This is a genomic window from Pseudoalteromonas rubra (assembly GCF_000967655.1).
GTDB classification, from domain to species: domain Bacteria; phylum Pseudomonadota; class Gammaproteobacteria; order Enterobacterales; family Alteromonadaceae; genus Pseudoalteromonas; species Pseudoalteromonas rubra_A.
Genome location: NZ_JXYA01000003.1, coordinates 1 through 13,631, shown reverse-complemented (window position 1 = coordinate 13,631; position 13,631 = coordinate 1). Strand labels below are relative to the sequence as shown.

Genomic DNA, 13,631 nt, shown 5'->3' with positions numbered 1-13,631 from the left:
TACGCGGGTAGCTCAGCTTGACATTGTGGCAGATTGGATTATTACAGTGCCGTCTCAATCCGCTCATACGCGGGTAGCTCAGCGATGGCGAGACGTTTTACAAAGACTTTTACGCGGTCTCAATCCGCTCATACGCGGGTAGCTCAGCCTCGGAAGCTGCTTAGGCCGCTTTTCTTTTGTTGTCTCAATCCGCTCATACGCGGGTAGCTCAGCAGAGAAAACGCTGATGAGAGCGCCCGGAGGGGGGTCTCAATCCGCTCATACGCGGGTAGCTCAGCTTGGCCATACGAAGCGCTTCACGTAAAGCCGGAGTCTCAATCCGCTCATATGCGGGTAGCTCAGCGTTCGAACTTGGATTTCATAACCCCACGCGCGCGTCTCAATCCGCTCATACGCGGGTAGCTCAGCTGATTGACGCAGGTGTCATCACGGTGGACGATGAGTCTCAATCCGCTCATACGCGGGTAGCTCAGCCCGCCTCTTTAAAATCAATTTCCATACCGCGTGGTCTCAATCCGCTCATACGCGGGTAGCTCAGCTACCGACTTTGTATCCCACTGGCCATAAGGGCTGAGCTGGGATTTGCGCTAACCTCTGAGATATTTGCTCAATGCTGACCATTGCGCCGGTGCTAAGGTACACAACTTTTTAATAAACATCAACTTACAAAAGCGCTAACCTACCGGGGTTTTGCTGAGTACCAGAGGTTAGCGCTGGCGGCATTGTTGCACAGGCAAACAAATGCTGTTTTATTACCAAGCCGTCGGCCCGCAATGCCGCCCGGACAAGGGAATGACCCCTGTCTTATTGCGGCCATACACAAGCCTGGTTATCTGCGATTATCCTTCCAATGGGGTTTACGCTTATTCCTTGGCTTGTTGTGCCCGGTCTGGTTATTATTATGCCGGGCCTTGTTATTGTTGCCCCCTTTACCTTTTAGCTTTTCTAGTTCCACTAGCGGTTCAGAACGATTGTCACTATCCGTTCGTAAAAATTGTGGTCCTTCTTCACTACGACTACGGTCATTCGCAACAAACCATTCAAAACTAAAGTCGCCGTCAGAGCATTGGGGATACTGCACATCATCCAGCGGTTCAGCCAGTGCCAGCAGCCATGACAAACGTTCAGGCCGCCACAATTGCACCTGAGTGGGGTAAGCCCGCTGCACCCAGTCATGCACATTGCCATGTTCGGGGTGCCATCTCGTTGTTACCTCAGGTTCAAAGCTGGCGTAACGGGCCACTTTGTCTTCCAGTGTCAGTTGCTGCACTTTCAGCGTTACAGCGCCGAACCCATAGGGTTTTGCCTGGCCAAGCTGATGAATGAAGGGGTCCTGCGCTGTGCGGATTGTTTTTGGTTCCAACAAAGTGAGCAACAAAGCCAGCTCCTGTGGCTTTAAATTATCAAATTCAAGCTCAAACTCCAGTGTCTGCCCCTGTTCAATAATCGGCGCCGCAGTGCATTCTTTTCGCTTCGCAAGTTCCTCCTTGCGTTTATCTCCTTGAAAACCCATCACACTCGAAACAACGCCCGGCAGGTGGTACGCCTGTAGCTCGGGCGGCGTTTTGTGTCTTAAATAGACCTTGTAGCCTTTCACCTCATGCTTGTGCCGATTCAGTGCCGATTTAGTGACCAGTGCCTGTTTGTCTCCTCTTGGCTTAAAATACATAGTGGGCGCAGGTAGTTTGGGCCCTGTTGCAAGCCTCAGCAAATAGTAATTGTTCACATCTGCCTGATAGGGTTGCGACGCGATGGCATCATACACCCGCACACGGCTGGCAAATGCCGTCACCTTTTGCTTGCTCTGCACATCAATTTTGTCATCCGCGACGGTGCCAAAAAGCTGCTCCATAACACTGAGTTTACGCTCGCCATTAAAGGGTTGGAACTCGTCGGCATGGGATTTATATTTTGCCGATGATGGTTGGCCAGCACTCGATGGCAGAAAATCGTATAATGTGTCGTCTGACATTCTGTTGTCAGTTGACCCCACCCTTTTTCTCCACACCTGAGAATCACACAAGTGGCATGGGTCACCCTGCTCATTCACGTTAAAAATAAGGATCCGACCGTCTATACTCTTCTCATCAATCACAGAGCCTTTCGTGCCTGCTTGTACTTTCCTCATTTTTCTAGCCTCATCAGAGGTATTTAAAATCTTCAAGTAACTTTCAATCAAATCCTCGGCAATGGGGATTTCCTGAGCAACTAAGTTCCTCTCCAAAAATGCAAAACCATTCAAAGAATGTTTGTATCGCTTTTTTCCTGTACTATTGTCAATTTTCCTATTAAAACGCTCTACAGATTCATTTTTTTTCTTAACCAAATCAATTTCTTCTTGACTGTAGTCTGGCCTTATAAAAAGAGCCTGATCACCATTGTCATCAAACCAACCCTTTCTGAGTATCCGGTGCCCAATAACCTTAGAAAATTTGTGTACTTTCACTATCCAGGGATCACTTAAGGACAAGTGCTCATTAAATGTCTTCTGAAAAAGCTGACGGTCATGATCAATTGTTACTTTATTGTCCCACCCATTTATTTCAGCAGGGTTACCAACTAACTCACTGTTTTTTGGCATTTTATCCAGAATAGATACTCTAAGCGCAGCTATACGATCAATTGATAATGGGTCACCACTTTGCGTTTTGAATACTTTAGCTAATGCACTGGGAAGCTTAAATGGCTTATCCAGCATCACAGGAGGGATCCCCAACGGTTTTAAATACCATTGCTGCGCTTTTTTGTAGATAACCCCGTATGCCTGGTTTTTCCACCCCTTTCCATTGCGATAATACATAGGCTTATCTTCGAGTACCCGGGGCGGGCTAACGGTGATAATTTCTCCCAGGTTACTGAGCATACCGCGAATACTGGCAGCCGAAATGGCGTGTTTGCCATCTCGCAAATAAGGAGCAAGCAATTTTATCTGGCAGTTTTTTATAAACTCTTTTTGATCGTCATCCAGTCCCTTCAGGCTCTGTGGTGGCAGCGGCTGGTTGCCATTGACGACCGGGTGTTGCACGGTGATCTGGCAGTTAATGCGACCACTTAGTCCGCTAAAACGCTCATGACCAATGCGATGTTTTTGTAGTGACGCTTTACTTGACTCAATAGCCTGCGTATCACACAACTTAGAAAACGGAATAAAGTTATAGGGATTGTGAAAAGTCTTATTCGTCATGTGCCAGCTCCCGTGGTGTTAGCGCTTTTAGTTCACCCAGCGCATTGAGTAACGTCTCCTGCGTTATATTCAGTGGGGTCAGGCAGCGTTGAATAAAGTCACGGCTGCTGTGCAACGGTTTGCCATTTACCAGTACATTCCCCCCCAACCTGCCAAAACCGCGATTTTTGCTGGCCCCTATCGTCAGCTTTTGCTCAAATAGATCTTTGAGGACTAAAACCAGTACCGCTGTTGCCATGGGGTTACGAAGCAGCGCTTCGTGGTTTATTTCGCACTGAGCGTGCAGTGCGCCTTGCAAAGTAAAGGCTTCTACTTCAAACAATGCGCCGTCTTTTACCCCGCCGGTGAACCTGTCGATGGCTATCATGCTCTGGTGGTGCTTAGCATGTCTGGCATCGGCTGCCATACGAGCATCGTGAATAATCAGCGCACTGCGCTTGGCGCTGTCTCCCCAGATTGCAGCCCATAAAGACTGTACGGTTTTCTCGTCTATCTCTGCGTTGAGGGTTCTGATAATTTTAATAAACCGTGCCCGAAGCATGCCACGCAGCGCACTGGCAGGAATGACGGGCTGCCCGTCGTTATCGCGGCTGAAATATAAGTTTTTAAGCTTATCTTTACTGTTGCTGGCCTTTTGTTCCTCCGTGAGCCTGGACAGATAGGCCGGACTGGCGACCAGTAAGGGGTCCGGGCTGGTCAGCGCTAAGGTGAAGCAAAGCTTTGCAGGCTGCGATTTTTGCTGTGGATCTTTACCGGGTGCAATCAGTTTCTCGGTGTAGAAACTGTCCAGTGGCTTCGGCGCTTGGCAAGCGAGCCACTCGCTAAGCTTCTCTTGCGTCAGCACCCGCACCTTTAATTTGCCATCCTGCTTAGGTATTGCCGCTGTCAGCGCACCATAGCCGAACTTTTGCCCCGCCCCAAGTTGCAACCTGGCATTGCTCAATATACTCAGCAGCTGTTCGAGTTGCCCGTGGGTAATAAACTCGCAATGCAGCTGCCAGTCAAACTGGGTCTGAGGTTCAATCCAGGCCTGACTGAATAAATGGTTATCTTTGGCGGTTCCGGTCACCTCATCAATGCTGGCATAGGTGTCGTTAACCACAGAATCACTGACTACAAAATCGGGCAAAGCGGTTGCCCCCTGTACCGTCACGCAGCCATTTAAACGCAGATATTTTGGCCCCTCCCCTGTTTGCGGCGTACACTGTCGCTGACCACCAAATAATGTCTCGGCCAGTGTGTCATCACACAATGCCCTTAACATGCCTTTTAAGCTGCTGCCAGGCAATACCGGGTAGCCTCTGGCGTCGAGCCGCAGTTGTGCCAGTGTGGGCTGTTTATCTTTTGACTCTTTACTTTTTGACTCAGTGCCTTGTGATGGCAATTCTAAATCAACCTGCTCGCCGCTGCGCACAGCCAGCCTGCTCTCATTGACCAGTGAGATAGCTATCTGCACTTTTGGATACATGGTGTTTTTCATACCTTGCGCTCCTTGCTTATTTGCACATGGACCTGACCAAACCCGTTTGCATGATCATAAGGGGTACGTTTGTAGCGGGCCGACACCTCCTCGGGTACATCCAAAGAAGGTAACCCCTGGCGCAACCACTGAGTAATGTAGTGCTGGGCCTTTTCTTCCTGGCCTGTCCGTACCGACAAGGCAAAGCAGCTGCCAGGCTGGGTCTCAATATAAGGTCGATAACCACTACTGAAATTCTTTTGGAAGTGCATGTACCAGTAGCTGCCGCCTCGCAACTCCTCGTAGGCAAAATGATCTTGCAAATCAAAAACGCCCGGCGCCAGCATCTCGAATGCCTGCTGATATAGTTCCGCTGAAGGCTGGACGGCCTTTAACTGATGTGTATTGAGCAAACAAGTCGGCGAGCGCAGGGTTAGCTGCACGACATCCTGAGACTGGATCTGCACCTCGGGCGGTGCCTCTGACCAGACCCGATGCAGTGACAAAACAGCCTTGGTCTTGCCAACGCCCACCAAAGGTTGCTCCAGCATAGTACACAGCTCAGCGTACACGGCAGCTCTTGCGTCAGGGGGCACCCGCGATAAGTCGATATGGCCACGCCAGGTTATCAAGGCTTCTTCAGACCAGCGATGGCTGACACACAGGTAGCTGAATAACTGCTCTTCTTTAGCTGTATTACGAGTGGCCAGTTTTTCTGGCGTCCAGCGCGCGTCGCCCTCTCCCGACAACCAGCTGCTGATGGCATTGCGAACCAGTAAAACAGCTGGTAAGTCTGGCGGACAATCCACGGCTTCGCACTGGCTGCCTTTAAAGTCGCTGGCAAAGGTTAAGACCCCTTGCAGGTCATCCGGCATGTGAGGCGAATTCAGAAAATCATGTTGACGTAAACGCCCCTCATCAACGTTGTTTGTACTAGCAGTATCAGAGGCTGCCTGCGACATTTCTTTGGCCGTATACAGCGCAATTGAGCGGCGCGGGTGAAAGTGCAGCTCGCCATTTTCATTAAGCGGCATGGCATGAGAAACGGTCACCCGCTCCAGATATCTGGCCAGCTCACCACCGTGCTTCATTTGCCGGGCCATTACGCCCTTGAGTATTGCACCGCTGATCTCGCTTCTGGAGCGAAATTCATTACTTTTATTGGTCGGAGCATCGGCCATGCATAACGGCCTGTCTGACCTCCACTCAAGCACTAATTGCTGTGCATCGGTATAGTCTGGAAAGGTAACTGCCAGTGTATCTATGCGCTCTACGCTGGTACTGGCCGACTCAATCCGGCCAAATCCAATGCTTTTAAAACTGCCCAAAGCATGGCAGTAATCAAGTGCCTTTGTAATGTAGTTGGCAACAAGGCGAGCTTCTTGCTGCGTTCCGGCCAGCCTTATCTGGCCTTGCACCTCAATCAGTTCACCGGGCTCGTAGGGAGATTCAATAAACATCAACGAGCCGTGTTCAACTACCCCATCCTCATTTAACTCAATCCGGGTCTGCATGCTGGCTGCGGCATTTTTTGGTTCACTCATCGGCCAGTAGAAGTCGAAATTCAGTCGGCCTCTTGAGCCCATAAATGCGCCATCCGAAGCTGTGTCTGGCAATTGCTCCAGGCCTTCCTGACCAAACCAGTCATGCAGCTTGCTGGCTAAGGTTTTATCGTCACACAGTTGTGCCAGTTCATTCAGTGCGTGGCGGATATTGCCTTTGAGCAAAGTACCAGGCAACACAATTTGGTTGTTGTCATCGCGTAATACGGCCACATCAACGCCCTGTGCCAGTGCACCGCTGTGTTGAGTAACAATAGGGCCAAGCACTGTCAGTTTCACCGTGATCAGGTGCAGTTGCGAAAGGGTTGTTTGCTCAGCAGTTTGCTCAGTTGTCTGTTCAGTCATGTGTACTCTCCTTGACGGGTTCCAGTGCAATGTACTCCCACAGTTCAGTTAACATCATCCACATCAATGCACGCTGCTCGGGGTCGCGGTCACTGGCGGTTTTGTCGCCCAGTAATACCTGGCTGGCGCAGGCCGTAAAATCGGCAATGGTTTGGTCCGGCAGATCGGTAATATACGCCAGCCGTTGCTCTGCTTCTTGGCGTTTTTCCGAGGCATTAAAGTGCCGCGCTAGAGTATGAATGGTGCTCTTGCCAAATGTGGTTCGCAGGTAGGCTCCCAGGGTTTCGAGGCTTTCTATGGTCAAGTCAACCGGTAAAATGGCCTGGCGTGTGTTAGATAATTCGCCATAACTTTGTCTGAAGAAGGCATCACTTTTCGGGTCGCTGATGTCCATTGATTCAAGCACCGCAATGCTATAGGCATTGTGTGAACCGGCAATATGTACTGTGCCTGACTGATTGTCTGTCTGGGGCTGCTGTTTGTCGTGGTCCTCTGCGACTTGCTTTACCGCATTGGCGAGGTTTTCAGTAAACGTGCGCAATGTGGTCACCGGGGTTTTATGATGGCAAAACACCAACCCAAAGGCGTGGGTGAGCTGGTACTGCGCTGAGCTGCCATGGGTAATGACCCAGTCCTTAGTCCATTGTTGAATTTTGGCAAGCACCTTCAAACCCAGCGAGGCCGGTAGCACAAACAAGGTTTCGTCGCCGCCCCACATTAAGGTTTCCAGCCGCAGCTTAATACTGTCTGAGTCGGATGCTGTGTCTGAGTCGTGAAACCAGGCATCACTCTGGCCTTCCAGATAATTGAGCAGGTTTTCCAGCAGTTGCCCCCTGAGCAGGCGGATCTTCTGGTCATATTCCCGCTGATCGTCGGCTGTTTTTACAAACGCTTGCTGAATTTTGGAGAATTTATTGCCGTCAAAATACAGATACGCCACCTTGTTTTCGAGGTGAATAAACTCGTCACGGTTGCACAGCTGCTCAAAACTATGGGTAAAAAAGCGCTCAGCTGGGGCGCAGACAGGTTGTTTTTTTAACCTGGCACAGTCGGCCAGCTCATTGGCATAAAATTGTTGTTTTTCCTCTCGCCCATACAAGTAACGGTCGCGCATTAATGGACTAACCGCAATGGTTTGTGCCTGAACCCGCTGCTGCTCAGTACCCGGCAAGAGCGCCGACAGCCCACATACCGCCGCATTCTGTTCTGCTTTTTCGCTCAGGCACAGGCTTACACTGGTTTGTTTGAGCTGCTGCAAACGCCCTTCGCTGATCATGGCTTCCTTGGCAGCCAGGAAGCTGGCATCGGTTACCCCGCCTTTGGCAGTAACGACAAAATTGACCCCCTGATAGTTGTTGTTGAGCAACCCTGTAATCTTTTGTGCAAGTGCCTCATGCGTGTCTTGCTTAACCCGATACCAGCCCACAGAGCCACCCAGTGAGATGGGCTCAAGTTCAGTAAATCGCTCTGCCAAATCCAGCACCACACTGCGCAATAACATGCTGGTACCGCGATAAACGCTGAGGTTGTCACTCATATTCAGGCTGTTGTCAAAGTTGACCGCCTCTACTTTTATTAGCGCATACATTGTTTCTTCCTTATATTGGGCTGCTGCGGGCAGCGCGTACTCACCATGAGCATGGTTATCAGATTGTGGTCTCTCTAAGTGGTTGTGTTCCTTTTCGGTTAGTTTTTTATACCATTTCATCACAACCAAGCTCAGAGCGAGCAGCAGTGCAAGCAGGACCAGAAGGCCAAGCCGCTCAAAACTCTCTACGCTCAACACTTTGAGGTCTTTAGGCCAGGCCGTTACAATCGCCACCAAAGCCACCCCGAGTGCCACTTTTGCGCTGATATCGGTCTTAGATACAAAATAACTGCTGCGCCAGCTCTCCATATACTCGTCTGCCACCGTGATCTGCTCCTGCAACTGGGTAAATTGCGCCTCCAGCTGCGTTGCCCGATGGAGCCGCTCGAAAATCTCCAGCCCCTGCTGTTCATGGGTCAATGTCTTAAACCAGTGCCGGTTCATAAACAAAATAAAGTTACGGCGGATCTTCCGGTAGGTGTTGCGTGGCGCAGTCCGGGGATTTAGGTCGGCCAGCTGCTCTGTTGCTGCGTGCATTGCTCTTTGAAAGCAGGCCAGTGCTTCGCGGGTCAGCAACGCATAGTTAAACAAATGACGATAAATGGTGTGCCAGTGAGGCAAAATAACCGCGTGTGTGTAGTCGCCAAACCCCAAAGTTACGGTGGCGTACTCGTTAAACCCGGTTTCGGCGCTGATATCTCGCCATCGCCGGTATGCCTGTTTGTCTACCAGGCTGGTGATAAAGTCTTCATTATAGGCATAGCCTGTGGGGTAGCTGCTAAAACGCCCGGATGGCAGATCCACCATCACCGCAATACTGGTAGTCTGTGCCAATACCATTTTACCTATTTCAGTACTGGGGTAAGCGCCCAGTAATCCATAAGTGGCATTCAGATACATGCGGGAGTCGTGTTGTGCTTTGGCATACTCATTGAGCCTGTCCATAATCGTTTGCTGTGCCTGCGGGCAGCTATTAGCACCCGCAGTATTTAGCACGCTGGCCGCCTCCTTTTGCGAGGAGGTAAAAAACAACGATGCCAGACGCAATACATGCTCTGCAATTGGCTGACGATTTGATGCTTGCTGGCGCAGATAACTCAACCCCCGGGGCTTTTCTCCGTCGTAAATAAGGTATTCATGATTATCCAGTAACAAGGCCAGGCACCGGATCTTGTCTTCTTCTTTTTGCTGCACAAAGGTGGGGTATAAAATCCGGGCTTTATGGCTGAACTGTAACCAGCGGTCAAACTGCATTTGCAGCACCCGCTCTGCCAGCGGTTTGTAAAACGGCGCCAGTAACAGTGACCACCACCAGGTATGCTCATTGACCTGTGCGCCAAATACCGTCCAGCCGCGCTGCTTTTGCACTAGTCTGAGGGCATAACTGGTCAGCTCATAAATAGATTCATCCGGCGTGTAGTGCGCTGTAACCGACAATAAAAAACTGCCACGAGAGATAGGATGGCGCAACAACGACAGCGACTCTACTTTCGCACAGGGCGACTGAGTATTGGCCGTCACGCGTTTAACCTCGTCATCAGATAAGCGCCCGGCTTGCGACGTCGAAGGCTGACTTTGCCTGCGCATTTGCCGGGCCTGTTTGCTTGATGCGTTATCAATCGCCAGATAGCAGTTGTCGAGCGACAGCCGATATTCTTCGAATACGCTTGTCGGTTGTTGCTGAGAGTCGCCCGCAAACAGGCAATTTTGTGCCTGAGCGTTGTAATAAAGAAAGGTAGCCACCTCAGTGCTTTGTTGGTGGTCCCACTCGTTGGGATCCGTGCCGAGCGCATGAAAACAATATCTGGGCGCACTGATATACAGTGAGCTGTCAGTTAGCTGCACACTGCGAGTTGCGTTGTCGTCTTCTTTTCGGTCGCGTTTTTGCGACAAAGGCCCGGTACCGTTAAGATCAAAAGGATAGTAAAACGTTGCCTGGTAACTCTGAACGGGACGGACAAATTCAAAAAATGTCTCAAAAAACGCGTCGACCACCGAACTGGATAGCGCATTTTCGGGGATCAGTAAGGCAGTAAACACGCTGCCAGCCAGCTGTTCGTGCTGCTGATGGCATGCTGGATAGTTTTGTACAAACGTCTGGATAAGCACCTTGCGACGGCTGTCGTTGCAAAACAAGACGGCCTCACGCAATTGCAGCGTGCCTGTGTGCAGCGCCACTTTGCACCATACCAGCGGCTTTTGATCCAGTAATGCCGTTAAATTCTTATCTTTTTCAATAAGCTCGGGCAGGCTCTGCGGGAGTGATGTGCAGCTGCACAGCAGAATAATGTCTTCAAGTTCAATATAACGAAACGGTTCTTCCATGGTGACCACACGTGTTCTTATAAGTAGTGTTTAACCTTCTGGTGTAAGGCGTTAAATTCTGACTGGCACGCCTGCGGCTCGGTTTTGCTCACAGCGCCAAAGTAGTAACCGGGGGCTTCGCCACCAAACCAGGCCGATAACCCGCCGTAAGGCCAATTTGCCACCAGGGCACTTATATTTTCCCGCCCTTGGCGGGCCAGCACTTCTAGCTGGGTGATCAGCGCATCCTGCTGATAACTGATAACCACCTGGCGCAGCATCAGGTTTTGCCCGCTTTGCTGTGCCCGGGTGTACGTTTGTTCATTGGGAAACTGAGCAACCTCGCTCATCACCGGCGCCAGTCTGTCTGGGCAGGTTAAATACAAGACTTCATCGGAGCTTGCCGAGTGTGCGCGGCAGTTGGCTTTAAACCACTCAAAGCCGCTGTCGCGCAGCGCTTCAACCCCACGGATCCGGGCTTCCTGCTCTCTGATCTCACACATTTGCGCATAATTGGCACCGGCGGCCAGTAACCCCGGAATAAACCCTTTGTCATTGGCGGCAACCAGCTGATGATAGCGAGTCAGTTCAATATCAAATAAGTTGGCAAACTGCTCTATGGCCGTCTGAGTGTGGCGGGCATCGTTACCCGTATACTGATGATGATCAAGCCGGTGCAGCGTAATGCCATGCTGATTTAACAGCGCCTCAGCGCGTTTTTCGGGGTCTGGCAGCTCAATGGCAAGTAAATGCGTGTGACAATTCGCAAGGTCTACAGATTGCAGCGCATCATACAAAGTGACACCCCAGACTGAGGGTCCCCGAATGGCCTCAATCCCATATTGTTCGGCCAGTGCCAGAATGCAACTGGCTTCGAGGTCATTGTATGGACATAAAACGGTGGTGTTGTCTTTCGTTAGCATAGTATCTGTGATCCCTGTCTGTGTGTATTTGATAACACAGTTACCATCGTGGTACAAATATATTCATAAAGATATTCATGGCCTTGCAGGCATGGAATGAAGTAACTAAGGAGCATCCATTGCATAATGCGCTTGAGCAACTGTGTGGGCAGATCCCATTTACCCATTTATCGGTCACACTGACTTTACACGATACGCTGACCAGCTATCCGTTTTCTGGCAGCTTACTGCACGGTGCGCTGACCAACGCACTGAACTGTACCGATCCCAGCCTGTGCCAGCAGTTGCTGAGCGAGCAAAACCAGTCCCACCCCAGGGCGTATTTTTTTGTTGCCCCGTTTATAGCAGGAGGCATGGCTCATAAAGATCAGCAGCTTCGTTTTGAATTAAAACTATTCGGCGATGCTTGTGCGCACCTGAACACCATTTTGCAGTCGGTGTTTGTTATGCAAAAGCTGGGGCTGGGTAAAAACAGTACCACTTTTAGCATAGGAGAAGTGCTGTTACACAGCCAGGGCCGCACACTTACCTTGTTTAAACGGGGAGAGCAGGACGAGTTGTTGTTTGCACAGCAAACCACCCTGGCCGATCACCTGTACCGCCCTTACCCGGTTACAGCAAGCCGCTGGCGTGCGTTTATTCAGCTGACGACCCCCGTCTCTTTGGTGCGCAATCAACGTCCCATACACGCAGCCCCCCCACTGAGCACCTGGCTGTTTTTTATTGCCAATCGCTTAAACTGGCTGTGTGATCATTGCCTGCCAGAAAACGCCTTTCCCGCCACCATCAATACGCTGCTGGCCGACAGCACCGCACAAGATGTGCCACCCGACAACGACCAGACAAAGCCTTTTACACAGCGCCGCCAAAGTGCAACTAACGACAGAAACCACGCCCTGAAAGGGTTACTCGGCACATTTTCATACCCGGTTGACGAGCAACAGCTAAGCTGGTTACAACTTGGCAGCGCCCTGCAAATAGGTAAAAAAACCAATTACGGGCAAGGCGCGTATCAGCTGGACTATGGATTGCTCCGGGTTTGAAACTACACCACTAAAACGATACAAGCGCAGCTATGCGCTGTTTGTGTGCAACCCGCTTACAGTATTTTTACGGCTTTGTGAATACAGACCTAGGGCAATGTTGATAATGGGATTAATGGCTGTTTGCACTCAATACTGTATATCAAAGCCTATTTCTACAAATCAGGATGCTTTGCTCGAATTTATATAAATAAAATCAAAAAGTTATAATGAAACATCAAAAGCAAAATTACACTTTGTCAGTAGCTTAGATAGCATATCATTGAATTTTATACCTTTTACTAGTTCAAGAAGGGTTAAAATGTCAGTAAGTCAGCAATTTTGGGAACAGCCGACAGGACATCGACAATTTTACCCCCTACAACCCTTGTACGACGCGGCCTCGATCCGCTATAGTACCGGAAGCCCCGACTTTAGAGGCTGAGAGCCGCCCGGAAAAAGCACCGCTTTTTCAGGCTCGAAGGTGAGGCCCTGGATGGCCGAACTGGTTGGCGCTTCATGGATGAATCAACGATGCCGTTGTTGAAATGATTGGCTAAGTGACCCCGACTTTAGAGGGGATTGAGACCCCATAAGGCACCTCCTGAGTAATAATTTCGAAGTACCGGAAGCCCCGACTTTAGAGGGGATTGAGACACATAACCTTCTCCTTATAAAAAAGATGTCAGTGTACCGGTGGCCCCGACTTTAGAGGGGATTGAGACAAATATTCCTGTTCATCTTGGGACATTTTTTTAGTACCGGAAGCCCCGACTTTAGAGGGGATTGAGACCTGTTGCTCCAATGTTCTACTCCACCAAACCAGGTACCGGTGACCCCAACTTTAGAGGGGATTGAGACGTTATTTTCACACTATGTGAAAATTTAACTGGGGTGGAAATTAGAAAGACACCCAGCCCAAAACTTGTGCGCCAAACCTCGGCTGGTTTTACGATTGGGTGTCCATGCTTTTTTGGATGAATCAACGATGCCGTTGTTGAACTGTATGGTGAAATGACCCCGACTTTAGAGGGGATTGAGACACTTTTATCTTTGGAATGATATTGTATATATAATTCGTACCGGTTGCCCCGACTTTAGAGGGGATTGAGACAGTACTCATATTTGAATATCTTTCATGGGCCAATTGGTACCGGAAGCCCCGACTTTAGAGGCTGAGAGCCGCCCGGAAAAAGCATCGCTTTTTCAGGCTCGAAGGTGAGGCCCTGGATGGCCGAACTGGT

The 13,631-nt window shown here is 50.1% G+C and carries 6 protein-coding genes and 1 CRISPR repeat array; of the genes, 1 reads left to right on the top strand and 5 read right to left on the bottom strand.

Translation table 11 applies throughout. The features are described from left to right. Window positions 1–51: 51 nt before the first annotated feature. Window positions 52–539: direct repeats of the CRISPR family, unit length 32 nt; unit sequence GTCTCAATCCGCTCATACGCGGGTAGCTCAGC. A 290-nt stretch (window positions 540–829) separates the two neighbouring features. From TW77_RS02225 to TW77_RS02205, 5 genes are read right to left on the bottom strand one after another with little or no spacing between them, the layout of a single operon-like run. Then, window positions 830–3,184, bottom strand: coding sequence for a TIGR03986 family type III CRISPR-associated RAMP protein (locus TW77_RS02225; protein WP_046003351.1), 2,355 nt, complete (start codon window positions 3,182–3,184; stop codon window positions 830–832). Then, complete coding sequence (locus TW77_RS02220) at window positions 3,174–4,664, bottom strand: RAMP superfamily CRISPR-associated protein (protein WP_046003350.1); 1,491 nt, start codon at window positions 4,662–4,664, stop codon at window positions 3,174–3,176. The genes TW77_RS02225 and TW77_RS02220 overlap by 11 nt, the downstream gene beginning before the upstream one ends. Beyond that, window positions 4,661–6,550 carry an RAMP superfamily CRISPR-associated protein gene (locus TW77_RS02215; RefSeq protein WP_046003349.1) on the bottom strand — a complete coding sequence of 630 codons (1,890 nt, stop codon included), beginning with the start codon at window positions 6,548–6,550 and terminating at the stop codon, window positions 4,661–4,663. The genes TW77_RS02220 and TW77_RS02215 overlap by 4 nt, the downstream gene beginning before the upstream one ends. After that, window positions 6,543–10,463, bottom strand: coding sequence for a hypothetical protein (locus tag TW77_RS02210; RefSeq protein ID WP_046003348.1), 3,921 nt, complete (start codon window positions 10,461–10,463; stop codon window positions 6,543–6,545). The genes TW77_RS02215 and TW77_RS02210 overlap by 8 nt, the downstream gene beginning before the upstream one ends. 17 nt (window positions 10,464–10,480) lie before the next feature. Further along, window positions 10,481–11,365, bottom strand: a complete 885-nt coding sequence (locus TW77_RS02205) for a hypothetical protein (RefSeq protein WP_046003347.1) — start codon at window positions 11,363–11,365, stop codon at window positions 10,481–10,483. A 77-nt stretch (window positions 11,366–11,442) separates the two neighbouring features. Here TW77_RS02205 and cas6 point away from each other — a divergent pair, with 77 nt between their 5' ends. After that, complete coding sequence (gene cas6, locus TW77_RS02200) at window positions 11,443–12,408, top strand: CRISPR system precrRNA processing endoribonuclease RAMP protein Cas6 (RefSeq protein WP_046003346.1); 966 nt, start codon at window positions 11,443–11,445, stop codon at window positions 12,406–12,408. Window positions 12,409–13,631 lie beyond the last annotated feature (1,223 nt).